The 23,881-nt window shown below is 40.6% G+C and carries 23 protein-coding genes and 1 pseudogene; 22 read left to right on the forward strand and 2 right to left on the reverse strand.

The genetic code is table 11. The features are described 5' to 3' along the window. Positions 1-372 precede the first annotated feature (372 nt). A pseudogene (locus Q9R24_RS07295) lies at positions 373-1,348 on the reverse strand (IS110 family transposase). 227 nt (positions 1,349-1,575) lie between these two features. Between Q9R24_RS07295 and Q9R24_RS07300 the strand changes: the two are divergent. Both Q9R24_RS07300 and Q9R24_RS07305 read left to right on the forward strand, forming a co-directional pair. Next, positions 1,576-1,953, forward strand: coding sequence for a DUF2971 domain-containing protein (locus Q9R24_RS07300; protein WP_228305201.1), 378 nt, complete (start codon positions 1,576-1,578; stop codon positions 1,951-1,953). 5 nt (positions 1,954-1,958) lie between these two features. Then, positions 1,959-2,420: a DUF2971 domain-containing protein gene (locus tag Q9R24_RS07305; RefSeq protein WP_228305200.1), complete on the forward strand. Its 462-nt coding sequence runs from the start codon at positions 1,959-1,961 to the stop codon at positions 2,418-2,420. Between the two features lie 30 nt (positions 2,421-2,450). Here the strand turns inward: Q9R24_RS07305 and Q9R24_RS14995 are convergent, their stop codons facing one another. Continuing rightward, positions 2,451-2,759 (reverse strand): transposase family protein, encoded by a 309-nt coding sequence (locus Q9R24_RS14995; protein ID WP_143115412.1) that lies wholly within the window; start codon positions 2,757-2,759, stop codon positions 2,451-2,453. 627 nt (positions 2,760-3,386) lie between these two features. Between Q9R24_RS14995 and Q9R24_RS07310 the strand changes: the two genes are divergently transcribed. From Q9R24_RS07310 to Q9R24_RS07405, 20 genes are all read left to right on the forward strand, one after another. Continuing rightward, the gene (locus Q9R24_RS07310) at positions 3,387-3,920 is read left to right on the forward strand and encodes a hypothetical protein (protein ID WP_071850440.1); all 534 of its coding nucleotides are present in this window, start codon (positions 3,387-3,389) and stop codon (positions 3,918-3,920) included. Between the two features lie 76 nt (positions 3,921-3,996). Then, on the forward strand, positions 3,997-4,701 hold the full coding sequence (locus Q9R24_RS07315; RefSeq protein ID WP_311204269.1) for a fimbria/pilus periplasmic chaperone: 705 nt from the start codon (positions 3,997-3,999) through the stop codon (positions 4,699-4,701). 22 nt (positions 4,702-4,723) lie between these two features. Further along, the gene (locus Q9R24_RS07320; RefSeq protein WP_180038816.1) at positions 4,724-7,060 is read left to right on the forward strand and encodes a fimbria/pilus outer membrane usher protein; all 2,337 of its coding nucleotides are present in this window, start codon (positions 4,724-4,726) and stop codon (positions 7,058-7,060) included. Between the two features lie 699 nt (positions 7,061-7,759). After that, positions 7,760-9,040: a glycosyltransferase family 1 protein gene (locus tag Q9R24_RS07325; RefSeq protein WP_311204270.1), complete on the forward strand. Its 1,281-nt coding sequence runs from the start codon at positions 7,760-7,762 to the stop codon at positions 9,038-9,040. Between the two features lie 20 nt (positions 9,041-9,060). Next, complete coding sequence (locus Q9R24_RS07330; RefSeq protein WP_005107877.1) at positions 9,061-9,612, forward strand: phosphatase PAP2 family protein; 552 nt, start codon at positions 9,061-9,063, stop codon at positions 9,610-9,612. Between the two features lie 87 nt (positions 9,613-9,699). Then, complete coding sequence (gene iscX, locus Q9R24_RS07335) at positions 9,700-9,900, forward strand: Fe-S cluster assembly protein IscX (protein ID WP_004278360.1); 201 nt, start codon at positions 9,700-9,702, stop codon at positions 9,898-9,900. Between the two features lie 110 nt (positions 9,901-10,010). Beyond that, positions 10,011-10,442, forward strand: coding sequence for a nucleoside-diphosphate kinase (gene ndk / locus Q9R24_RS07340; RefSeq protein WP_004647460.1), 432 nt, complete (start codon positions 10,011-10,013; stop codon positions 10,440-10,442). 122 nt (positions 10,443-10,564) lie between these two features. Continuing rightward, on the forward strand, positions 10,565-11,800 hold the full coding sequence (gene rlmN / locus Q9R24_RS07345) for a 23S rRNA (adenine(2503)-C(2))-methyltransferase RlmN (protein WP_004278358.1): 1,236 nt from the start codon (positions 10,565-10,567) through the stop codon (positions 11,798-11,800). Between the two features lie 14 nt (positions 11,801-11,814). Next, positions 11,815-12,615: a type IV pilus biogenesis/stability protein PilW gene (gene pilW / locus Q9R24_RS07350; protein ID WP_311204271.1), complete on the forward strand. Its 801-nt coding sequence runs from the start codon at positions 11,815-11,817 to the stop codon at positions 12,613-12,615. After that, the gene (locus tag Q9R24_RS07355; protein WP_004278356.1) at positions 12,606-13,397 is read left to right on the forward strand and encodes a DUF4115 domain-containing protein; all 792 of its coding nucleotides are present in this window, start codon (positions 12,606-12,608) and stop codon (positions 13,395-13,397) included. The genes pilW and Q9R24_RS07355 overlap by 10 nt, the downstream gene beginning before the upstream one ends. Positions 13,398-13,420: 23 nt before the next feature. Further along, positions 13,421-14,542: a flavodoxin-dependent (E)-4-hydroxy-3-methylbut-2-enyl-diphosphate synthase gene (gene ispG, locus Q9R24_RS07360; RefSeq protein ID WP_180038809.1), complete on the forward strand. Its 1,122-nt coding sequence runs from the start codon at positions 13,421-13,423 to the stop codon at positions 14,540-14,542. 3 nt (positions 14,543-14,545) lie between these two features. Then, the gene (gene hisS, locus Q9R24_RS07365) at positions 14,546-15,841 is read left to right on the forward strand and encodes a histidine--tRNA ligase (protein WP_219308434.1); all 1,296 of its coding nucleotides are present in this window, start codon (positions 14,546-14,548) and stop codon (positions 15,839-15,841) included. 30 nt (positions 15,842-15,871) lie between these two features. Further along, the gene (locus Q9R24_RS07370) at positions 15,872-16,570 is read left to right on the forward strand and encodes a tetratricopeptide repeat protein (RefSeq protein WP_004278352.1); all 699 of its coding nucleotides are present in this window, start codon (positions 15,872-15,874) and stop codon (positions 16,568-16,570) included. Next, positions 16,567-17,715: an outer membrane protein assembly factor BamB gene (gene bamB / locus Q9R24_RS07375; RefSeq protein ID WP_164542787.1), complete on the forward strand. Its 1,149-nt coding sequence runs from the start codon at positions 16,567-16,569 to the stop codon at positions 17,713-17,715. Before Q9R24_RS07370 ends, bamB begins: the two co-directional genes overlap by 4 nt. A 167-nt stretch (positions 17,716-17,882) precedes the next feature. Then, positions 17,883-19,292: a ribosome biogenesis GTPase Der gene (der, locus tag Q9R24_RS07380; protein ID WP_311204272.1), complete on the forward strand. Its 1,410-nt coding sequence runs from the start codon at positions 17,883-17,885 to the stop codon at positions 19,290-19,292. Positions 19,293-19,563: 271 nt separating this feature from the next. Next, positions 19,564-21,072 (forward strand): hypothetical protein, encoded by a 1,509-nt coding sequence (locus Q9R24_RS07385; protein WP_311204273.1) that lies wholly within the window; start codon positions 19,564-19,566, stop codon positions 21,070-21,072. Beyond that, positions 21,063-21,233, forward strand: a complete 171-nt coding sequence (locus tag Q9R24_RS07390) for a hypothetical protein (protein WP_311204274.1) — start codon at positions 21,063-21,065, stop codon at positions 21,231-21,233. Before Q9R24_RS07385 ends, Q9R24_RS07390 begins: the two co-directional genes overlap by 10 nt. Before the next feature lie 78 nt (positions 21,234-21,311). After that, a complete protein-coding gene (locus tag Q9R24_RS07395) occupies positions 21,312-22,388 on the forward strand; it encodes a hypothetical protein (RefSeq protein ID WP_311204275.1) in 1,077 nt (358 codons plus the stop codon). A 27-nt stretch (positions 22,389-22,415) separates the two neighbouring features. Then, on the forward strand, positions 22,416-23,123 hold the full coding sequence (locus Q9R24_RS07400) for a hypothetical protein (RefSeq protein ID WP_311204276.1): 708 nt from the start codon (positions 22,416-22,418) through the stop codon (positions 23,121-23,123). Between the two features lie 21 nt (positions 23,124-23,144). Further along, positions 23,145-23,840 carry a hypothetical protein gene (locus Q9R24_RS07405; protein WP_004647472.1) on the forward strand — a complete coding sequence of 232 codons (696 nt, stop codon included), beginning with the start codon at positions 23,145-23,147 and terminating at the stop codon, positions 23,838-23,840. Positions 23,841-23,881 lie beyond the last annotated feature (41 nt).

Genomic DNA, 23,881 nt, shown 5'->3' on the forward strand with positions numbered 1-23,881 from the left:
AGAAAAACTAATTTCTCGAATCAATTGATTTGAATGCGAAAACCCACTTAATTTGAGTGGGTTTTTTATTTCTATGTTTACGTGCCTTAAAAAATGGGGAAAGCAGTGCTTTCCCTATTTTTTAATATCTTGGAGCCAAGCAAACAAAATCGTTGATAAATAGAAAAACCAATCTCTTAATTGGCTGATTTTTATGCTATAAAAGCCCTGCCAAAGTGGGGTTTTTTATTGGATAAGAATAATAGACCTCTTGCGAAAGTATTATTTTAGACTTTGATATTTATTTAAAAATCAACGCTTATCACTGATTAAATTTTGACTAACGCAAGAGATACCGTCTGAAACGTCAAGCAAATTATCGAAAATTCATGCTCAATAATCTGCTTGATAAGGCTGTTGGTGTTTGAGTACACCATAACAAAGATGAACCAACTTTCTCATTGCAGCTCCAATCGCCATCATTTTGGTTTTACCATTAGCTAATAATCTTTCATTCATCCCTTTAATATGAGGATTATGCCGAGTTGCGACAATGGCTGCCATATATAAACCGGCACGTATTTTGGAAGAGCCCGCTTTGGATAAATGGCTTCTGCCATGAATGGAGCTACCTGACTGCTTTTGAGTGGGCACCAAGCCAACAAAGGCGGCCGCTTGACTAGCTCTTTCAAAAGTATGACTGCGCAAGAAACTGAGCATTAATAAACTAGTTCGATCTGCAATGGCTGGAATACTGCTGAGCAGTTCTTTATCATTTTTTAAATCAGGATTCTGATCAATGTGATCATCAATTTGTTGGTCGATACCCTGAATATGTTTGTTTAACTGTTCAATACTCTTGTGGAGAGACTGAAGTACAGGTTCCATCGTGAAGGTAGACTCTGCTTTTTCCAAACGATTCTTTTCACGTTGTAAATCTTCACAAAGAACAGCTCTTCTATCCAGTAAAGCATTCAGCAATTGAATATGTTTGGGTAAAGGTTGCCAAAAATGTAGATTGGCAGTCATCGCAAATCGAGCTAGAACCTCACTATCTACCTTGTCTGTTTTATTCAGCTTAGACATACTCTGAGCAAAATATCGAGCTCTGGCAGGATTGGTTATAGAGACTTGATAGCCCTCATCAAATAAATATTTAGCCAAGAGTTCATGATAAATAGATGTTGCTTCCATTAAGATAATGGTCTGCGTAGAAGTTGCAGCATGCTGGTTTAGCCAGATTTGAAGTTGCTCAAAACCTTTTGGTGTATTTGAAAAAGTTTTGGTTTTTCTTTTTATTTGCAGAATTTTCTAAAATTAAACAGCAATCAATTTTAGCTTTAGCAACATCAATACCAAGATAAAACATAATCTTTACCTGCTTTAATTATTCAATTATTGTTTTAGCATAACCACCGTCTTTTCTTGTGAATGCAGCATCAAAGTGCTTAGTTACCCGTCCAGAGTTGTGCAAGTGGTTAGGGCAAATTGTAGGTTTTATCTCTTGCACAGACTAAAAGTCTTAGGTCTATTACAAACTCTACAATTTGCATATAGTGGAAGCTAATCACTACAACCTCCAAGATACAAGGTCTAATGATTTTATATAAATATGTTGGCTTTGATGCTGGTTTAAAAATATTAGAAACAAGTACTTTAGGCTTTTCTTTGCCGCGCGATTTTAATGATCCATTTGAGGTGACGGCTTTAGCTTTAATGGGGGAAACGGTAAATGTTGGTGTAGAAACGCAAGCTGTAAGAAGTCGGTTTATCAATAAATATGCAGTATTGTCTTTAACTCGAGCCCCCTTAAATCCTTTAATGTGGTCTCATTATGCAGATAGTCATAAAGGAATGGTGATCGGGATTGATATAGAGAAGGCAGGTTTAGAAAGTTTTGAAAATTATACGATACCTGCTCAGAGAGGAGAGATAATTTATGTGAATACAGTGCCACAACAATTAATTCAATAGATGCCGTGCAATTAATGCAAATTGGAAGTAAGCATCATATATGGTGGGAATCTCATGAGAGATTACTAAAACATGCTGTTCTTTATAAGCAATTATGTTGGGCGTATGAAGAGGAGGTTAGGGTAATGAAATGTTTGGGGAGTGAGGAATACCATTCTTATCATTCAAAGGAAGATAAGAGATTTGAGTTGGATGGAGAGCAGTGGGAAAGAAAATATATTGGTTCAAGAAGTATATTCTTAAAAAGCATCCCATCAGATGCATTTGTTGAGATATATCTTGGGGAAAATAGTTATCGTGATCAAAGAAGGAAGTATGATAATTTAATCGATGGTTATAAAGTTCCTAAAATTTTACAGTTAAAAGAATTTAGTCGGAATAATAATATTGAATTATTCACTGTTTTAGTTGATACAGAAACATGGTCTTTAAAAAGAAAAATTATTAATTCAGTTGATTTAGATTAAATAGCTGTAATTGTGGTAGCGGTTCATATATTAGAGTTCTTTTATAAATTGTATTAGTTCAGACTTGATCAGCCAATCTTTGACATGACCTACAATTCTTGAGGCTGTTGGCTCTGAAACTCCGTAACTCGTAGTAACGTGAAATAAGGTTCGGTATTCTCGCCAATAGCTTAGACAGAGCAGAATCTGATCCTTAATACTTAACTTGGGCGGTCTGCCTTGAGTTAAAACATGTTTCTTCAATTGATCAACCATTAAATAAAAAGTTGACCATGATATGCCTGTATATCGCTTAAACTGTGTTTCTGAAAACTTTTTGAATCGATGTGTTTCATTCATAAATTAGGCACGAATGCCAAGAAAATTAGAGGACGAATATTAAGCAAAATAGTGTTCAATTTTTATTTATGAAAGAAGATTATTGTATATTAACATATTGTTTTTTTAGTTAATTTATATTAATTATTGCTTTTTAGAAAGTTTTTCATAGCTAAGAAAAGTCTTGATGTGTGAAAAAGAAAGCAAAAGTTTCGACAAAATCACACATTTCTTAAATAAAGTTGCTTAATTTACAACTATTTGTAAATTTCGTAACTTTGTTTTATTTTTTTGTAAGTTAAGGTAAATTATAAAAAAATAATAAAATTAGTGGTTTAATTGTTTTTTATAAAATTTAAAGATTATTTTATTCTTTTTATTTGACATAGTTAGAAATATTTTTAAATTGTATCAATTTATTTTTTGTCTTAACCTTTTATAAGTATAGGATTAAATTTTTTAAAACAAATAAAAAACCAAAAATAGAGAGTAGTATTGTGAATAATAAACTTTTGCATATTTTTAGGTCAAAGATAATAAGATAAGTTAACGGTTACTTAACTTTACTCATAATAATAAGAGTTAAAGCGTAATCGTTAAAATAACTACATATACATATTCTTTTATTAAAAAGAAATGGAGAAAATCATGAACAAAATTACACAATCGGCATTAGCGGCATTAGTTCTTGGTGCTTGTTCTACGGCATCTTTTGCAGAAGATGAAGCAGCTCGAGGTGGTTATCATCCTCCTAAACCACCAATTGACTGGAGTAAATGTAATACTTTAGGCTGTGAAAAAGAAATTCCAATTTCACTTAAAATTAATAAGAAATGTGTTTTAACTGGTGGAAATGCAATAGTATTATCTGCTGCTGGTGGAACCCAAACTACAAATTATTCAATTACAACAAATACCCCTTATGTTCTAAATTTACAAACTGCAAATGCCGGTGCTAATAATACTACGTTTGTTAAACATGAAACAGATGCATCTAAAACAATTGCTACAACAATTGTGACGACTAAACAAGGTGCTGCAGGTGCTGTTCCATTTGGTAATTCAAATCATGCTGGTCAAGCAGTTGATAATTATACACTTGCAGTTACCAATACTGCAGTTGATGCTACACAGTTAGCAGGTAATTATACCGATCGCTATCTAATTAAAGCTTACTACTAATTTATTTAATCAACCTAACCTGATATTTATGTTGGGTTAGGTTTCCTCATTATACTTTTAAATGGAAAATTATAATATGAGAAAAACAACTATATTATTTTTTTTATCTTTTTTTTATTTTTCTGGCGGGAAGGCGGATGTTGCAATTGATCCAGTGCAAATGTATATATTTAATGGTAAAAAACAAAAAACAACAACACTTACTTTAGAGTCTATAAATGAAGTAGAAAAAAAAATATTCGAGGTGAAAGCATTTAAATGGGATCAAAATGATAAAGGTGAAGATGTGTTGGAGAAGGATGATACTCTTATAATTAATCCAAGAAATTTTATTTTAAAACCTAATGGGAAACAAGTTATACGTGTTGGTTTTAATCGTCCAATAGTATCTGTATTGGATGGTCGGGAAGAGGGTGCCTGGCGCATTGTAATTGAGGAATTACCTCAACCTGTAAAAGAATCATCTATTACTTTCTTGATGAATTTTAACCTGCCATTATTTATTGGAAAGCAAGATAACTTAAAATTAAATTTTAATATTGAGAATGATAAGCTTATAGTTAAAAATAAAGCAGAATCTCATATTCAAATTTCAAAGTTACAAATTTTAGATTCTAATAAGAAAGAAGTTTTTACTAGTAATAATATGAAATATGCACTTAAAGATAAGAGTATTTTTTATGAGTTGGAAGGCGTTAAAATAAATAATCCTCGTAATTATTTTGTTAAAGTAATGACAGATAAGTCGCATGAGGAAATAGAGTTAAAGCTTATGGATTAAAATTATAATTAAGGATTATATTATGCAGTTAAATAGAAAAATAATTATTCTAGTTAATATTTTATTCTTATGTAATGCTAATGCTAACCAGAATCCTGATGATGAATTTTTTGCTAATCTTTGGATAAACGAGCTTGATCATAATATAGATATTATTTTAATAAAAAGTGATGATAATTTTTACATAGAGTGCAATATATTGTCGGAACGAGATATTGATATATCTAAATTATCAAAAATGGCTTCTCGGGATGAGTTTTGTCTTATTTCGGACCGGAATATTCAATCTAATTTCGATGCCTCTAAGCAAACAATTAATCTCACCATACCTACCCAACTGTTTAAATCAAGTACACAGATCTCCCAGTTGCAGACTATGCCAGAGAGAGCCAGTTTTGGAGGTTTCGTAAATTATGATTTTACCTATTTAAATTCAAAAATAGACAGAGAAACGAATTCTTTATATAACGGCCTGACAGATCTGGGTGTCTTTAAAGACTATTGGATTTTTAAGAACTCAATAGCATATTATAATCATCCTTTGAATGAGTATTTTACTCGACTCAGCACTAGTATTGACTTTGAATTTCCTAAAAGTATGACTCAGCTTACTTTAGGAGATACAACTACAGTATATAATCCATTAATTAATTCTTTACGTTTTGCCGGTTTAAACTGGGGAACTAATTTTACTGAGCGACCAAATTTTATTTATTGGAATACTCCAATCTTACAGGGAAGTGCGCGTGTTCCTTCTACAGTTGATTTGTATATTAATGGGGTAAGTATATATAGCCAAAGAGTCAGTCCTGGTGATTTCAATCTTCAAACTGGTGCACAAATTCAACAGGCAGGAAATGCACAAATTATTGTTGAAGATGTATTAGGGAATAGGAGTGTACAAAGTTTTCCTATTCTGGTGACGAATCGGCTATTAAGATCTGATCTTAGTGAATATAATGTTTCATTAGGAAAGTTGCGTTATAACTATAATATAGAAAGTAATGACTATCGTAATTTTTTCTCTAACCTTTATTATCGTTATGGGGTATCTAATTGGACAACACTTGGTTCTAATTTTTCTTATAGCGAAGACTTGCAAAATTTAGGCTTTCTATGGACTCAAGCTATTAGTCATTATTTGGTTTTGGATAGTGTAGTTCAAGCTTCACACGATGAACTTAATAATTTTAATTATTCATATGGATTATCTGCTGCAAAGGATTTCGGAAGAGTTTCACTTGGTGCAAGTGCGAAATATACAGAAAGAGATTTTAAATATTTAGGTGATGACCTGGATAATTTTTATAGTTATCCTAAGTATGAATATTTAATTTATGGGGGAATGAGCAATATTCCTCTCTTGCATAATATTTATTTGAATTATGCTGCCCAGAGTTTTCATCAGCAAGAAATGCGCGTGGAAGATGAGATTCCTTCATTTTTTCAAAATGATCGTAAAACTTTAAATTTAGGGTTTAATCGTCGGCTAGGTAGGAAGGGAAGCCTAGGTTTGAGTTATTTTAGCTCATTTGGTGATGATCGGGATTCTGGAGTTGTCTTATCACTTAGCTATAGTTTTGATGATGATAAAGCAGTTTATTTTAGTCATTCAACAGATGAAAGAACTAAATTGCAATTTGTAAAAAGTAATCCTAATCAGGTTGGATTTGACTATGAAACAGGTGTAAATAGACTCGAAGATGAAACACTATATAATTTCAATGGGCGATTGAAAACAGATGTTGGGGATTTAGGTTTTTATCATATAGAGGGAGACAATGAGTCTGAATCACAATTAAACTATCGTGGTGCGGTTGTTTTTCTTAATAATAAATTCAATTTTACCAAGTTGGTTGATAATGCATTTTCTGTTGTTAGTGTGGGAGATTATCAGGATGTCGATGTTTTAAGGTCTTTATCTGTAGTAGATAAAACGAATAAGAAAGGCTATACCTTTGTTCATGATATTATTCCTTATGTAAATTATGATATTGGTTTTGATCAGAATCAATTACCAGTCGAAGCTAAGATTCCTTATGCAACCAAGAGGCTTACTGCTTTAGATCAGCGGGGGTATATTATTAATTTCCCTATATATAATACAAAACAGGTCACGATTTTGCCTGTAGATAGTAATAATCATAAATTCACAGCCGGTTCAGAGTTATATATCGATAATGATGGTGGGGAGGTTTATCCTATCTCATCGGACGGTACGGTCACTCTATATGGGCTTATTCCAAATACTTACAATATTAAAATCATCAGCACCGAATCTAAAACTTGCTTTGCACAATTGACGGTTACAGAAAATCAAAAAGAAGAAAGCGGACTATCTACGCTTATCTGTAAATAAAGGATGAAAAATAATGAAACTTAAATTTACTGTACTTGTGTTCTCTCTATTATTGACCAGTCTAAGTCATGCCCAACGTTGTCAGATTGATCGATCGACAGTATCAGAACTCAAATTGAACTCCTCTTATCTGAGCCAAGCTGCGACTTCTTTTATCGTAAGGTGTGATAGCAGTTATGCTATTCAATTTAATTCTAGAAACTTAACCAGCACTAATGGCAGTAGTTATTTGGTTAATGAGCACAATCATAAAATAAGAACACAAATGTATATTTCTGGGGCGACCTCATCCCGTTGGAATATGCCGATATCCCAACCGGCAACTAGCCTAAGTAAATTTATTGTATTGGTACAACTAGCTGAACAACCTTCTGCTTTGACCCCAGCTGGAGTTTATAAAGACAGTTTATATGTGGATCTTATCTACTGAATTCTTTTAGTTGGCTCTTAAAAGAGAATTGGATTTTGGTCTATTTAAGTCCTTTAACCAGATTTTGAAGCTTTCTGAGTGGATTTTTTAGGCATGAGCTATGGTTATGAATAGGTGAGTTAATTTACTCTTAATTGTTAGTCAAGTTAATTAGATATCTCTATAAGTACATCAACTTCCGAATAAAATGAGAGAAGGGGGGTAATATCATTAAAATGCAATAAATAAGCATTAGACTTTAGCTTAAAATATAATCACATAGGTGTGATATGCAACAGCCCTGCACCTCAGCGTTATCGAAAAAAATGTCTGCACTTCAAAATATTAGCTTTGACTTAAAACAGTTGCGACAGCAAAAAACAAAAATGACCCTGCCTTTGGAAGAGTTGACTCGTCCTCGTCTCAAAATAGCCATTGTGACTGAAACCTGGCCTCCTGAAATCAATGGTGTTGCCCATGCTTTATTGCAACTTTGTAAAGGATTACAAAAACAGGGGCATAAGATTTTATTAATACGTCCAGAACAACGACAAGCCTGTAACGATTTTAAACCGCATAGTGAATGTCTGGTTAAAGCGCATTGCATTCCTAAATATAGCAATTTGCAGTTTGGTAGACCGCAATTTTTAAAAATCCATCAAGCTGTTGAAACTTTTACCCCCGATATTATTCACATTGTGACCGAAGGCCCTTTGGGTTTGGTAGCTCAGCAGCTTGCAAAATTCCATAAAATTCCAGTCTCTAGCGGTTTCCATTCATCATTTCAGGAATTTAGTCGGTTTTTTGATTTGGCTTTTTTACTGAAGCCAATTCAAGGCTATTTAAAGTGGTTTCATAATAATACTGATTTGACCTGTGTCCCGAGTCGAAGCACGGCTCAAGCCTTGAATCAGTTTGGTGTAACTTGTCCCTTGGCAGTTGTGGGCAGAGGCGTCGATCCAGATACATTTTCACCAAAGTGGCGATCACCAGATTTGCGCTATGCTTGGGGAGTTTCAAACGAGACCCGGGTGATGTTGTATGTCGGACGGCTTTCTCCTGAAAAGGAAATTGACGTGCTGATCAAAACCTATTTTGTGCTGCGCCAAGTTCGTCAGCAAGATATACGTTTGGTAGTGGTTGGAGATGGGCCGGATCGCACTCGACTGCAACAACTGAATCAGGATGGCAGTATTGTTTTTACCGGTAGCTTGACAGGAGAAAAACTGTCAGCGGCGTATGCCAGTGCAGATGTATTCTGTTTTGCCAGTCAGGTTGAAACCTTTGGAAATGTGGTATTGGAAGCGATGGCCAGTGGCTTGCCAGTGATTGCTTATGATTATGCTTGTGCAAACTTGCATGTGCAGCATGGTGAAACGGGATGGTTGAGCAGACTTGGACATCAGCGGGGTTTGATTCAGCAGATGCTCGGACTGCCTGATCTGCAAAGATTACAGCAGATGGGCGCGCAAGCACGTAAAAAAGCCGAAAAAGTAGGCTGGCAATATCCAGTCCGGCAATTTGAACAGGCACTGTATTCACTGGTACAGCAACAGGAATACAGGATATAAAACAAGAAAGGAGCACCAGTGTGAAACTCCAGAATGTAAAGATTAAATTTTTAGAAATCGATTTGAAAGGCTGTGTTTATCTGAATCATTTTTCGCATTCAGTCCGTATTGCCACTTTTTTTAAAATGATTAGCCGCTTAGGAAATGGTGCATTTTGGTATTTCATGCTGATATTGGTTTGGATCATGCAAGGCTTGATCTATACCGTGCAGATTGTTTATCTGATTTTGGGAAGCACTATTGGTACCATTATTTACAAGGTGCTTAAAATCAAAACCGTACGGCCACGTCCTTATCAGGTGCATCAGGTGATCCGTTTGGGTGAGCATCCACTGGATCATTTCAGTTTTCCTTCGGGACATACCTTGCATGCCGTCATGGCAACCACCGTTTTAGGTTATGTCGCACCTTTATTACTCATGCTGATGTTGCCTTTTACGATTCTGGTCGCAGTGTCCCGAATGGTGTTGGGATTACATTATCCAAGTGATGTGGCAGTTGGCGCAATTCTGGGTGGCATGATGGCAATTGCCATTGTCCTGACCGCACCTTATCTGAATATTGTGCTGTAAAAATAAGTGAAAGCCGGAGCAAAGGCTCGCAGATTTTCACAGATTTGTTAAAGTACAGCATCAAAGCAATTATGGTGAGAAATAGAGATGGGTTTACGTTGGACTGACACGCTCGATATCGCGATTGAACTCTATGAAGCGCATCCAGATGTGGACCCGCAGTGGATTCGTTTTACTGATTTACATGCCTGGGTATGTGCTTTGCCTGAATTTGAAGATGATCCAACCAAGTCGACTGAAGGTCTGCTTGAAGCGATTCAAATGGCATGGATTGATGAGGCACGCTAAGCCCTCATCTTAAAAAAGCATTTTTTTACAGATGAAAAGCAGAAAAATGCGTATTATCTCGGTATAATGCGCCAAATTTTCATGTCAACAATTGACTTAAGGAGCCTATCATGGCTATCGAACGTACTTTATCTATCGTTAAACCAGACGCAGTTGCTAAAAACCACATCGGCGACATCTTTGCTCGTTTCGAGAAAGCTGGTCTTCAAATTGTTGCAACTAAAATGAAACATTTGACTCAAGCTGAAGCTGAAGGCTTCTATGCTGAGCACAAAGAACGTGGTTTCTTTGCTGACCTAGTTGCATTCATGACTTCTGGTCCAGTGGTTGTTTCAGTTCTTGAAGGCGAAAATGCTGTTCTTGCTCACCGTGACATCCTTGGCGCGACGAATCCTAAAGAAGCTGCTCCTGGTACTATCCGTGCAGATTTCGCTGTAAGCATTGATGAAAACGCTGCTCACGGTTCTGACTCTGTAGCATCTGCTGATCGTGAAGTTAACTACTTCTTCGCTCAAACTGAGATTGCTCCACGTACTCGTTAATTCGCAGTATTCAAGCCAGATAAGTGTTATTATACTTATCTGGTTTTTTTATTCTCTGAATAATTCTTTGCTCACATATTGAGCTTCTCCTTTCATCTTTAGACATGGTTTAGGTAATACACATGAGTACTGAAGCAGTCGCTGTATCAGCAGTTTCTGAGCCACAGCAACACACTCCATCCGCTCCAGCACAGGCAAATACTGTCGAGAAAGTGAATTTACTTGGCATGTCACGTCCGCAAATGGAAAAATTCTTTGAGGACATGGGTGAGAAGAAGTTTCGTGCCGGGCAGGTGATGAAATGGATTCACCAGTTCTTTGTGACTGATTTTGCTGAAATGACCAATATTTCCGGCAAACTGCGTGAAAAACTGGAAAAGATTTGTGAAATTAAAGCGCCTGAAGTGGTGCATAAAAACTATTCTAAAGATGGTACCCGTAAATGGGTATTCCGTGTTGGCGACGGTGAAGGTTCCCTCGTCGAAACGGTACTGATTCCGGCAGAACATCGCAGTGGTTTACGTCGCACTTTGTGTATTTCTTCACAAGTGGGCTGTGCACTGGACTGTTCATTCTGCTCAACCGGTAAACAGGGTTTCCAGCGTGATTTGACTCAAGCCGAAATTATCGGTCAGCTCTGGATGGCGAACTATTCCTATATGGAAGATGTGCCTGTACTTGAGCGTGAACGTTCAGTCACGAACGTGGTGATGATGGGCATGGGCGAACCATTGCTCAACTACGATGCAGTATTGAATTCAATGCGTATTATGCTGGATGACTTTGCATACGGCATGTCAAAACGTCGTGTGACTTTATCGACTTCTGGTGTGGTACCGAAAATCGATCAGATGGTCAAAGATATTGACGTGGCGCTGGCTATTTCATTGCATGCGCCAAATGATGAACTGCGTAACGAGCTGGTGCCGATCAATAAAAAATATCCGCTTGAGCAGCTGATTGCTGCATGTCAGCGCTATATTGCTAAAGATGGTAACGAAAGTTCACGTAAACATGTGACGATTGAATATGTGATGTTAGATGGCGTGAATGACCATCCTGAACATGCGCAGCAAATGATTAAGCTGTTAAAGAATTTACCAAGCAAGATTAATTTGATTCCTTTTAATCCGTTCCCGCATGCGCCATATGGCCGCTCAAGCCGCAACCGGATTATTTCTTTCCAAAAAACTTTGTCTGATGCCGGTTTTGTGTGTACGATTCGTCAGACACGCGGTGATGACATTGATGCCGCGTGCGGACAGTTAGTAGGACAAGTTGCTGACCGTACCCGTCGTGCGGAACAGTGGAAAAAGAAAATTGCGCAATCGAATGAGATTATGCGCTCACAAGGATAATAAGAGGTCGCCAGTTGAGAAATCTAACATCAAAGTTTGCTTTGATTTCAACAGTATGTGTGTCTTTGGTTTTAGTCGCGTGTCAGACGCCAGATCTGGGTCAGAAAGACCCTGAAAAGGCCACCAAAGTCCGTACCCAATTGGCGGTAGAATATCTGAGAACAGGTGACCTGGATGCAGCTAAACGTGCACTGGATCAGGCACTTGAAAGCAGTCCGCGTGATTCTCAAGCAAATATGATGATGGGCGTGCTACTGCAACAGGAAGGTAGTAAGCTTAATCTCGAAAAAGCAGATCATTATTTCAAGCGTGCGATTTCGACAGATCCGAAAAATGCGCAGGCGCGAAATAATTACGGCACTTATTTATATCAGCTTGAACGCTATAATGATGCAATCGAGCAGTTTCAAATTGCTGGTGCCACTTTAGGTTATGATCAACGTTTCCGTGCATTGGAAAATATGGGACGGATTTACCTGAAACTGGGTGATACAGCGAATGCTGAAAAATCATTCAAACAGGCGCTACAAGCCAATCGCGATTCTTATATTTCAATGTTAGAGTTGGCAGAAATATTTTATTTGAACCAGCAGTTCCCGGCGGCGACACAAATGTATCAACAGTTTGTGCGTGGTGTGGGACAGAAAAATCAGGGTGCCCGTGCGCTCTGGGTTGGCATTCGCACTGCGCGTGCCGGGGGTGATCAGTTGGGGATGCAGGTATTGGTCAACCAGTTACGTGCACTTTTTCCTGAAAGCCAGGAATACCAACGTTATTTGCAATTACAGTACAGTACTGAGGCCGTATGGAAGTAAATCCTAATTCACCATCGAATCATTCGAGCGTAGCTCCAAATGCGTTAGGAAATATTCAACGTCCGGGCGAGTACTTGCGCCAGATTCGTATCAATCAGCAACGCAATCTGGAAGATGTAGCGAAAGAGCTGAACATCCCAGTCAAAACCCTGACTGCTCTTGAGCAGGATGAATACAAGTCTTTGCCTGAAGCGACCTTTATTAAAGGTTATTACCGGACTTATGCCAAATTTCTGGGTGTAGATGCGTCTAGTATTATTCAACGTTTTGATGAAATTTATACCAATGATACCGGGCTGCTGCCGAATCATGCCCTGAATAATTCTCCTATCAAAATTATGGGGAAATTGCCAGGTTCCAAACGTGACCGCAATCGTAAGTGGTTAAAGCGCATTTTTATTACGCTGGTATTGCTGCTGATTTTGGGTGCACTGTTTGCCATGATTCAGAACTGGTCGAGTAGTAATTCACAAAATAGCACTGAAGTCTCTGGAGTAGGCGCTTCTAATGTCGAGATTCTGAATCTGGATACAGGTGCCGCACTTTCCGGTGATCAGCTGAAACTTGATTTTAACCGTCCGACTTCGGTGCATATTGTCGACTCGGCGGGTAATGTTCTGGCAACTGGCCGTCAGGCATCGAGCTTGCAGCTGAATGGTGAAGCGCCATTCCAGATTCGTCTGGATGATGCATCGGCTGTATCACTCAGTTTAAATAATGAAAATATTTCATTGTCACCCTACACTGTGAACGGAAAAGCAGAATTCCGTTTATCACCTTAATAGATCAAGAGTAGAGCAGAACGATGATCGTAAATCCAATTAAACGTCGTCCAACACGTAAAATTCGTGTGGGTTCAGTTTATGTGGGTGGTGATGCACCAATCAGTATCCAGTCCATGACCAATACTGAAACCTGTGATGTGGCAGCTACGGTTGCACAGATTCAGCGCTGTGTGGATGCGGGCGCGGACATCATGCGGGTTTCAGTGCCAACGATGGAAGCGGCAGCAGCATTCGGTGAAATTCGCAAGCAGGTCAATGTACCTTTGGTGGCGGATATTCACTTCGATTATAAAATTGCTTTGGCAGTTGCCGATTTGGGTGCAGACTGCCTGCGGATTAACCCGGGCAATATCGGTTCGGAAGCGAAAATCCGTGAAGTGGTGGCCGCGGCACGTCATAACGACATTTCCATGCGGATCGGTGTCAATGCCGGCTCCCTGGAAAAAGATATTCAAAAGAAATATGGCGAGCCGACTGGTCAAGCACTGCTTGAATCTGCAATGCGTCATATCGATATTCTAGACCGTCTGGATTTCCAGGAATTTAAAATTTCAGTCAAAGCATCGAATGTGTTTCTGACTATGGATGCGTATCGTTTGCTGTCACAGCAAATTGATAATCCGCTCCATCTGGGTGTCACAGAAGCGGGTATTTACCGTACCGGTTCGGTTAAATCTGCGATCGCTTTGGGCGGCCTGCTGATGGAAGGCATTGGGGATACTATGCGTATTTCCTTAGCTGCCGAGCCTGAAGAAGAAATTAAAATTGGTTTTGATATTCTGAAATCGCTGGGTTTGCGCTCCAACGGGATTAACTTCATTGCCTGCCCAAGCTGTTCACGTCAGGAATTTAATGTGATTTCAGTGATGCAGCAACTTGAAGAGCGTTTAGAAGATATTCGTACCCCAATGGATGTTTCTGTCATTGGCTGTAAGGTCAATGGGCCGGGCGAAGCCAAAGAAGCGGATATTGGTGTAGTGGGTGCAAGTCCACGTTCACTGGTGTACCGTAATGGTGAAAAGAGCCATTTAATTGACACGAATCAATTGGTTGATGAAATCGAAACCATGGTTCGTCAACGTGTTTCCGAGCTTGAAGAAGCTAAATCTAAAGAAATTATTCGTACAAGTTTTCCTGAGTAGATCATGAGTTCAATCGTCGCAATCAAAGGTTTTAATGACATTCTCCCAACGCAAACCCCAGCTTGGAGACGTCTTGAACAGCATCTATCCGGTTTGATGGATGCCTATGGCTATCAACAAATTCGTTTGCCTATCGTAGAACAGACTAACCTGTTTAAACGTTCGATCGGTGATGCAACCGATATCGTTGAAAAAGAAATGTATACCTTCCTCGACAAGGGTAATCCGCCTGAGTCGTTGACGTTACGTCCTGAAGGGACGGCTGGCTGTGTACGTGCCATGCTGGAGCATAATCTGCTGCGTGGTGCGACGCCTCGCGTCTGGTATATCGGCCCAATGTTCCGTTATGAAAAACCGCAAAAAGGCCGTTACCGTCAGTTCCACCAGTTTGGTGTGGAAACCTTTGGTGTGGCAACACCGGATATGGACGCAGAACTGATTCTGATGACGGCGCGTCTGTGGAAACGTATGGGTGTGGCAGACAAGGTTCAGCTTGAGTTAAATACACTCGGTGAGTCGGATGAGCGTGCAGCCTATCGTGCGGCGCTGGTTGAGTTTTTAGAGTCGCATAAAGCTGATCTGGATGAAGATTCTCAGCGCCGTCTGACCACGAATCCATTGCGTATTTTGGATTCTAAAGATGCCAAAACACAAAGTATCTTAGAAAATGCACCGAAACTGCATGATTTTATGGGTGAAGAAACTCTGGCGCACTTTGCCCAGTTACAGCAGTATTTGACTGATGCAGGCGTGAGCTTCGTGATCAATCAAAAGCTGGTACGCGGTCTGGACTATTACAACAAAACTGTTTTTGAATGGACCACAACCCATTTGGGTTCACAAGGTACAGTTTGTGCCGGTGGCCGTTATGACGGTCTAGTGGGTCAACTTAAAGGAAAGGCAGATCAGTCTGTCCCTGCGGTCGGTTTTGCTATGGGGATCGAGCGTTTATTGCTTCTGCTGGAACAGGTTGAAGACAATACCCGGGCACGTGATTGTGAAGTATTCCTGGTGGTTGAACCAGCTTCTCAAGGTAAAGCTTTGGTCATTGCGGAGCAGATTCGTGATCAGCTTGAAGCAGCAGACAGTCAGGTTCGTCTGAAAGTAGGCTCACAAGGTTCAATGAAATCGCAAATGAAAAAGGCCGATCAAGCCGGTGCTTTGTATGCGGCGATTTTGGGCGAGCGTGAACTGGAAGCTCAGGCGTTTACTGTGAAAGAGCTGGCAACCGCAGAGCAATCGAATGTACCATTTACGGACTTCGTTGCATTTTTTAGTACTAAAATTTCTTCAAAATAATCGATAAAACATTAGGAAAAGGGTAATCTCATGAGCGCAATGAGTGGTGATGAACAGTTTGAAAGCTTAAAATCCTTTACGAAGAAATATGGTTCTTCGATGATTACTGGGATTTTAATTGCGCTGATTGCCTTTTTTGGATGGGAATATTGGCAGAAGAAAAACTTGGCAGAGTCGCAAATGCACACTGCCAAGGTTCAGCAGTTGATGGATGATGCACAGGCATCGAAAGGTGATGGTTTTGCCAAGTTGTCTGAAGCTGCGGACAAGATTGTCAAGGAAGCACCTGATTCAGCACAGGCGATTCAGACCCAGCTGGTGATGGCGAAACTGGCTTATGACAAAGAAGATTATGCTGCGGCCGAGAAAGCGCTACAGAAAGTTGAAAACTCGAAAGTAGATGATAAAGGCCTGGTTCAGGTCGTCAAACTTCGTCTGGCCTATGCACAACTGGCACAGAAAAAATATGATGCTGCATTGAAAACTTTAGAAGCAGTCACTGAGCCTGCATTTAAAGCAACTGCCGATGAAGCACGTGGCGATATCTATGTTGCCAAAAATGATATTGAAAATGCTAAAAAAGTATATCAAAGTGCATGGGATGCTTTGATTGAACGTAAAGAAGAACGTCAGATTTTACAAATTAAGCTCGAAAGCGTAGGCGTATTGGTCGATGATCCGGAAATCGAACGCCCAATTATAGAAACACAAGCGGAAGAAGCTGAATGAATAGAAAATACAAAATTACCTGTGCCTTGACTGTTTTAACGCTTGCATTGGCTGGCTGTGCGGGTAAAACCAATAAAGTTCCAGAGGTAAAACCGAATCCACTTCCAAAACTGACTCAAGCCAAAACCCTGGTCCCTGTATTTTCCACCAGTGTGGCTTCGACAGATGCTGCTGATCCGTTGCGTTTACGTCTGGATGCAGACAATGGCGTGGTCTTTGCGATTGATCCGAAAGGCGAAGTGTCTGCATTTAAAGGCAAACAGCGTTTGTGGCAGAAAAAAGTCAGCAAAGAGAATTTAAGTTCTGGTGTTGAAGCTGCTGAAGGTCTTGTTGTCGTTGGCAACCAGAAAGGTCAGCTGTTTGCGCTGGATCAGCAAACCGGTGAGCAGAAATGGACTGCGCAATTGACGGGCGCTTTACTGGCACCTTCATTAATTCATGCAGGGCGTGTCATTAGTGTCAGCAATGATGGCACCGTATATGCGCATGAAATCGCGACGGGTGCGCAAGTTTGGACTTATAACTTGCCTAATGTACAATTCAGCCTGCGTGGCATGGCTGCACCGGTTGCATTAGATGCCCGTAATATACTGATTGCCTCTTCCAATGCTTATATCTATGCACTGGATGCCTTAAGTGGTGTGCCAAAATTACAGCGTCGTGTTGCAGTGTCAGATGGACGTTCTGATATCCAGCGTCTGGTGGATATTGACGGGGAACCGGTCGTTGCAGGCCAGTTTGTGGTGACCACCAGTTATCAAGGTCAGGTGACTGTGCTGGATTTAGCTTCACAACAGGTGGTCTGGAGTGAAGATGCCAGCAGTATCCAGCGTCCAGAAGTTGTGGGCAATGGTGTATTTGTGGCGCAAACCGATGGTAAAATCAAAGCCTTTGAGATTACTTCGGGTCAACCGCTTTGGGAAAATGACCAGTTGCTGAATCGCAAGTTAAGTAATCCGGTGATGCTGGGTACTGATCTTGTAGTCGGCGATCTGGATGGTGTCTTGCACCTGATTGATCCGCGTACCGGACAGATTACTGGTCGTTCGAAAACCTCTGGGGAAGTACGTAGCTTACGCGTCATCGACAACCAGCTTTATGTTTCTACACGCAAGGGCGCATTAAGCATTTGGCAGAACCGTTAATTTTAACGAGCCTTATGCTAAACTAGCCACAACCGTATTTTGTGAACGCGGGGTGATTGAAAAATCAATGCCCCGTGTTTTTATTTAGGGTATTTACCCCTTATATCTTCCTATGCTTTCTGATGTTCAGGCCACTTTGACGCCTGATATTAAATAAAGGTTACTCTATGAAACCCGTAATTGCGCTCATTGGTCGTCCGAACGTCGGAAAATCAACGCTGTTCAACCAGATTACCAAGAGCCGTGACGCATTGGTGGCAGACTTTGCCGGTCTGACACGCGACCGTAAATATGGCGATGCAACTTATCAAAATAAATCTTTCATTGTGGTCGATACTGGCGGTATTGGCGAAAATGAAGGTGGGATTGACTCGTACATGGCAGAGCAGTCCAAGACTGCTATTCATGAAGCCGACCTCATCATTTTTGTGGTTGATGCGCGTGCCGGATTGCTGGCATCTGATGAGCAGATTGCCCGTGAATTGCGTACTTTAGGCAAAAAAGTCTTTCTGGTGGCCAACAAAGTCGATGGTGTACATGCTGAAGCTGCCTTGGTTGAATTCTACAAACTGGGTATGGGCGAGCCGTTACAAGTCGCAGCCAGCCATGGTCGTGGTGTCCAGCAAATGCTGGAAGATGTACTTGCCGATGTACCGGAAGATGAAAATCCGGAAGAGCATGACAAAAACACGGGTCTGCGTTTAGCGATTATTGGTCGTCCAAATGTAGGTAAATCAACGCTGGTGAACCGCTTGCTCGGTGAAGAGCGTGTGGTGGCATTTGACCAGCCGGGTACAACACGTGACTCGATTTATATTCCATTCGAGCGTGATGGCCGTCAATATACCCTGATTGATACTGCCGGGGTGCGCCGTAAAGGTAAAGTTGATGAAATGATTGAGAAATTCTCGATTGTTAAAACTTTACAGGCAATGAAAGATGCTAACGTAATTGTTGTTGTGGTTGATGCGCGTGATGGTATTGTTGAGCAGGACTTGCATTTGATTGGCTATGCGCTTGAAGCGGGTCGTGCCATGGTCATTGCAGTCAACAAATGGGATAACATGACTGAATATGATCGTAAGCAATGTAAGCTCGATGTAGAGCGTCGCTTCGATTTTATTCCATGGGCCAAAGTACATTTGATTTCTGCATTGCATGGAACGGGTGTGGGCGATCTTTATCCATCGATTCACCGTGCTTATGATTCATCTCGTTTGAAAGTGTCACCAGCAAAAATCACCCAGATTTTAAATGATGCGACAGATGCCCACCAACCGCCGATGGTTCAGGGTCGTCGTATTAAAATGCGTTATGCACACATGGGTGGACAAAATCCGCCAACGATCGTGATTCACGGAAACAAGGTGGATAAAACTCCTGCGGATTATCGCCGTTACCTGGAAAACGTGTTCCGTAAAGTGTACAAGCTTGAAGGTACACCGATTAAAATCGAGTTTAAAACTTCGGAAAACCCGTTTGAAGGCCGTAAGTCTCAAGTGGATGAGCGTGCAGCTGCGCGTAAACGTCGTTATGTACAGAAGTTCAAGAAAGCCGAGAAGAAATTTAAACGCTAATTCTATAGTTTAAATTTTTCGGATAAAAAGCCTGCGTAAAGCGGGCTTTTTTATTACCTATAAAAAATATTTTTTTAATCAGGCTTAATTTTGAATTTAATAAAAATAAAATATTCTTTTAATTATAGTTATTTAGTATAAGTATCAATTTAATATTTATGTGATATGTATCATATTTGTGTGAAATTGTTAATTCAGTCGCAAAAATGAAAACTGACTGAGAAAGATCATAAGAAATTACTGCCTAAATTTGCGGTGATGTGAGGGGAACATGAAAAGAACTGCATTGGCCTTAATCTGTATGATGGGCTTGCCCAGCCTTGCGTGCGCTGAAATGATCAAAGTGAATGGTGAGGGCAGTAGCCCCATTATGAAAAAAGATCCAGTAGGAACACGGAATCAGGCATTGAATAATGCAAAAACTGATGCAGTCATTGCTTTAATCAAAAAAATAAATGGCCCTCAAGCCATGCAGGATGCCGAGCCTCATCTGGCAGATATTGTGAAACAAGTTGACAATGGCTACGTATTTAATCGAGGTAGTCAAACCAACAATAACAATGAACTGGTTACTTCTATTTCAATTGAAATGGATGACCAGGAGTTTCGCCAGATCTTGAATGACTTGGGTTTATCCAAAAAGAATAGCCGAACCAGCCCGATCATGATCGTAATGGATGAGTATTTTGGTGTACCGCGAGATAACTCAAAACCGGTGAAAGAATTTACGTCGTACTTTTCAGATAAGAGCTATGCCTATGATGAAAAGGCCAGCTATGATGCGAAAGAAAGTGCAAAAGCCAGTGAAAGCTCATCATATTCATCAAAAGGCAAATCAGCTTCGGCTTCAGGCTATGCCTATGGTAATTACTATGGTGCAGGAGCCGGTGTTGCTGCACGTTCATCAAGTCATAATAACTCAGGTAAATCTTCTGCTTCAGCAAGCTATAACGCCAGTGAGTCAGCACGTTATAGCCAGTCGGAACGTCAGAATGACATTCAAAATTTTGTGAAATATGTGGAATATCAAACCCCATCGACCACACCTGAGCGTGAAAATCAAACGTTAACCTCAATTGCCCGTGCAGCATCTAAATATGATCTGCGCTTAATGAATTCGGATGTATTTCGTAGCCGTTATCTCAAAGGCAAGAGCATGACCATTCAACAATTGCTGAGTGATGCAGAGCTGGCAAAACTTGCAGTGGCTGCACGTCAGGAAAAAGCGGACTGGTTTATGGTCGGTAGCTCTTATATTTATGACCGTGGTCGTTCAGGTGCAACGGGTCAGTTTGTTTGTGATGGTGCACTCAGCTATAAAATTTATTCAGTCGATGATGGCACACTGATGGGCGGCGATACCCGTACAGAATCATCAACTGCTGCAACGACAGATACTTGCCGTACCAATGTTGCCCGTAAACTGGGTGAAATGACGCTATCTGAAGTAGGTCCACAAATCCTCGCCTATTCGAAAAACCGCAGCATGTATGGTAAGGAAATAACCCTCTTTGTAAAAAGTGTATCAGGTAGCGTATCTAGCCGGTTAGGGGATGACCTGTACGTAGCCTTAGATGAAATGGATGGTGCGGAAAATATCGATATCCGTACCCAGGATGGCAAATTGGTCGAGATGACCATGACTTATAAGAGTGAAAAGCCCTTAAGTGCTGAACTTGCCAAAGCATTGCGCCGGGTAAATCCTGTTCTGTCGAATGCCGAACGCCTGCAAGCAGGGAATACCATTACTTTATGTATTGGTGGTACTCAATGCAAATAAGCTTGAAAAAAGTCATGCTTGCCATGGCGCTGATGGGAACGGCTAGTGCGCAGGCCAATATTCAGGTTTTTCCGGCGAAGGGAATTTACGGGCTGGAACTGCCTTGTCGTCAATCGGTGGAACATATAGATAGAAGCAAACGCATCATCCATTTCCTGTGACTTTAGCAAGGCTGTATCTATAGCGAGACGATTCGTACTCAAGTTGTACAGGCTTTCGAGCAGCAGCTGAAACAGGCCTTGCAAGATCAGGTGGTTACTTCAATTTCCCAACAGAATAAACATCGAAGCTATGTGGCTTCTCTGGAAGTTTTGCGGGCCAGCGAATATGTGGTGCAAAAGGAGTCTACAGCCGAGATTTTTCTGCCAGTCACTTTAAGTTTAAAGTTGACCAATGTCCTATCCGGAGAAGTGATTTATACCGATAGCGCTACTTTATCTCAACCTATACAGGTGCTGTCGACTGATGTCGAGGCGGCTACAACCCGTCAGGCGGTCCAGCAGAAATTTCAAAGTAGCTTGCTGTCCTTGACCCAGCAATTGACCCAGGATCTGCAGAAAAAATTTAAGGTTTCTGAAGTGCAGACTAAGGTGATTGACCGCTGGAAGTCTTATATGGTTTTGGATAAAGGCTTTAATCAGGGGATTGCCAAAGATGATGAGCTGAGCTCGGCTTCAGGAGATTTAATCTGGGTTGTCCATGCTGATAGCGATTATGCTGTGGCATTGCCTGTATTGATGAGTGGTAATTCGAGCCAGTTTAGCAAGATTTCAGCCAATACCCGTCAGGCACTGAACAAGCCTAAAGCTTTGGTGGTGGATGTATTGACTTATCAAGGCGAGTCAAAAGACCTGATTGAGCAGATTTTTTCTGATGCGATCGGAGAAAATGCATCTTTTACCCTTACACCAGTCAACAAACGTTATAGCGTGCTCGCACAGAGTATCAGTGAGCAGACAGGTTTAACTAATCAGGAAACCCAGCATCAGCGTGAACTTCCTGAATTTTTTATTCGTATTAATGTGATTCCTGTAATTGGTTATCAGCAGCAAGTCGGCAAAATGACTGAGCAACAAGTGGTACATAGTGAAGTCTTTGCTGAAATGATTGATCGTTCTGGGCGCGTGATTTATTCGGCGCATGCGACTGATGAAATCAGTGAAACCATTTCACAAGGAATGGGTTTTTCACTGGATACGCGTAAAGAAGTGGCACTCAAAAATGCTTTGGTGAAATTGGGTCAGCAATTCCAAAAAGGGATTACCCGTTCAGACTTGCAGGTAGCGAGTGGTGGTAGCGAGACCATCACGATTTAGGATGTAGGCGAGCGTTTGACCACAGGCATGAAAATTCATGTGTATAACCGTGAAAAAGTTGCTCAGCGTCAAGTGTTAATCCCGACTTGGGAAGCTACAGTCATTGAGCGTCAAGGGACTAAAGTCAAAGCGCAGCTTGATTTTCCTGTGAGTGGAAATGACCGTCTGCCGGTACGTTCGGGTGATAGCATCTTGGTGGATAGCCATGCTGCTGTGGGTGAGTCAAAACTTGCCCGTGTGCTTTGTTCAAGCTTGCATACCGATCAAGTCGGAGAGATTCCATTTTATGGATTTGGTCCGCTGATTTATCACGCATTTACCAGTCAGTCCAAACGTCCATTTTATGCTACAGGTTCAGGTTTTAAAGGGCAGACCAGTTTAGAAACATCAATTATAAAAATGACTGAAAATGCCGGCTTTAAAAAACAGCTTGATTTGAAACTGTATGTGCCCAAAGACGAGTGCTTACAGCCAGCCTTCAAGATTCAGGTTCAAGAAGACTCTATTAAATGCAATGCAGACAAATCCAGCTGCGATGCCACTCTGGTGTTGGCAGGTGGCGCGCGGCGTTTTAATGCAAAACAGGAACGTGTTGGGGCTGTCGGTTTACAGCAAGAAGTTAGTTTAAAAGGCATTGATATCACCCATCGTCATGAAATGTACAACATTCAGATGTTCAAGGCATTACCAAAAATTTTAAATCAGATCGTGCAAAAAGCCGATGCAGTTCAGTAAGGAATTATAAGGGGAAATACTATGAAAAAAATCGCAAGCATCTTGATCTTGGGAAGTGTTGTATTGGCATCGCAAAGTCATGCCGGTCTTGGAACACTCAGCAGTCTGGCATCAAAAGCAGTTGCAACGACAACAGGTACGTCTTCACAGAATCTGGATTTGGCAGGTTTTCTTAAGCAGGCACAAGCCACCAATGCCATGTTTATTCAAAGCCGAACGACACTGGCAACCCTGTTTGCTGAACGTAAAGACAGTGAAGAGCTGAAAACCAAATTAAACAGCTTGAAAACTACCTCTGACGTAAAGGAAAAAGAGGCAATCCAGAAAGAGATTACCAAATTGACCAATGATGTTCTGGATGCATCAAAAAAGGATGAGGCGGCGACACTGGAACGTATTAATGCATTAAGTGTAAGCCAGAAACAGCTTCTGGTTAACTCACTTACTAACTTTGCGATTGCGGGCTTGTCTGCACGCGAACTCGTGCTTAATAGTAAGCAGGTGTCTATGCAAATGCTCAGTAATCCGCGTAGTGTCAGCGATAGCGGTATGTCTTTTATGGATGCCAAAGGCCTATTAGGTGATGTGACTGGAATTGCAAAAAACGCAACAATGGCATTGGTGGAGTATCCGCAATTGATGAAAAAAGCGGGCTTGAACTTTAAGGCGCCAGAATCTGCAGCAGCAAAACCAGTTGATATTTCTGATTCAATCTAAGCAATATGAGTCTAGCCTGTTTTCGAACAGGCTTTCTTTTT

The organism is Acinetobacter sp. RRD8 (genome assembly GCF_031844225.1).
Taxonomy (GTDB): Bacteria; Pseudomonadota; Gammaproteobacteria; order Pseudomonadales; family Moraxellaceae; genus Acinetobacter.

Bases quoted from the DNA above. Each gene is read 5' to 3' on its own strand.
- iscX (WP_004278360.1), top strand. From the start codon at position 9,700: ATGGGTTTACGTTGGACTGACACGCTCGATATCGCGATTGAACTCTAT.
- Q9R24_RS07370 (WP_004278352.1), top strand. From the start codon at position 15,872: ATGAGCGCAATGAGTGGTGATGAACAGTTTGAAAGCTTAAAATCCTTT.
- hisS (WP_219308434.1), top strand. From the start codon at position 14,546: ATGAGTTCAATCGTCGCAATCAAAGGTTTTAATGACATTCTCCCAACG.
- bamB (WP_164542787.1), top strand. From the start codon at position 16,567: ATGAATAGAAAATACAAAATTACCTGTGCCTTGACTGTTTTAACGCTT.
- der (WP_311204272.1), top strand. From the start codon at position 17,883: ATGAAACCCGTAATTGCGCTCATTGGTCGTCCGAACGTCGGAAAATCA.
- Q9R24_RS07300 (WP_228305201.1), top strand. From the start codon at position 1,576: ATGATTTTATATAAATATGTTGGCTTTGATGCTGGTTTAAAAATATTA.
- rlmN (WP_004278358.1), top strand. From the start codon at position 10,565: ATGAGTACTGAAGCAGTCGCTGTATCAGCAGTTTCTGAGCCACAGCAA.
- Q9R24_RS07325 (WP_311204270.1), top strand. From the start codon at position 7,760: ATGCAACAGCCCTGCACCTCAGCGTTATCGAAAAAAATGTCTGCACTT.
- Q9R24_RS07355 (WP_004278356.1), top strand. From the start codon at position 12,606: ATGGAAGTAAATCCTAATTCACCATCGAATCATTCGAGCGTAGCTCCA.
- Q9R24_RS07400 (WP_311204276.1), top strand. From the start codon at position 22,416: ATGAAAATTCATGTGTATAACCGTGAAAAAGTTGCTCAGCGTCAAGTG.
- Q9R24_RS07405 (WP_004647472.1), top strand. From the start codon at position 23,145: ATGAAAAAAATCGCAAGCATCTTGATCTTGGGAAGTGTTGTATTGGCA.
- Q9R24_RS07310 (WP_071850440.1), top strand. From the start codon at position 3,387: ATGAACAAAATTACACAATCGGCATTAGCGGCATTAGTTCTTGGTGCT.
- Q9R24_RS07390 (WP_311204274.1), top strand. From the start codon at position 21,063: ATGCAAATAAGCTTGAAAAAAGTCATGCTTGCCATGGCGCTGATGGGA.
- Q9R24_RS07320 (WP_180038816.1), top strand. From the start codon at position 4,724: ATGCAGTTAAATAGAAAAATAATTATTCTAGTTAATATTTTATTCTTA.
- Q9R24_RS07385 (WP_311204273.1), top strand. From the start codon at position 19,564: ATGAAAAGAACTGCATTGGCCTTAATCTGTATGATGGGCTTGCCCAGC.
- Q9R24_RS14995 (WP_143115412.1), bottom strand. From the start codon at position 2,759: ATGAATGAAACACATCGATTCAAAAAGTTTTCAGAAACACAGTTTAAG.
- ndk (WP_004647460.1), top strand. From the start codon at position 10,011: ATGGCTATCGAACGTACTTTATCTATCGTTAAACCAGACGCAGTTGCT.
- Q9R24_RS07315 (WP_311204269.1), top strand. From the start codon at position 3,997: ATGAGAAAAACAACTATATTATTTTTTTTATCTTTTTTTTATTTTTCT.
- ispG (WP_180038809.1), top strand. From the start codon at position 13,421: ATGATCGTAAATCCAATTAAACGTCGTCCAACACGTAAAATTCGTGTG.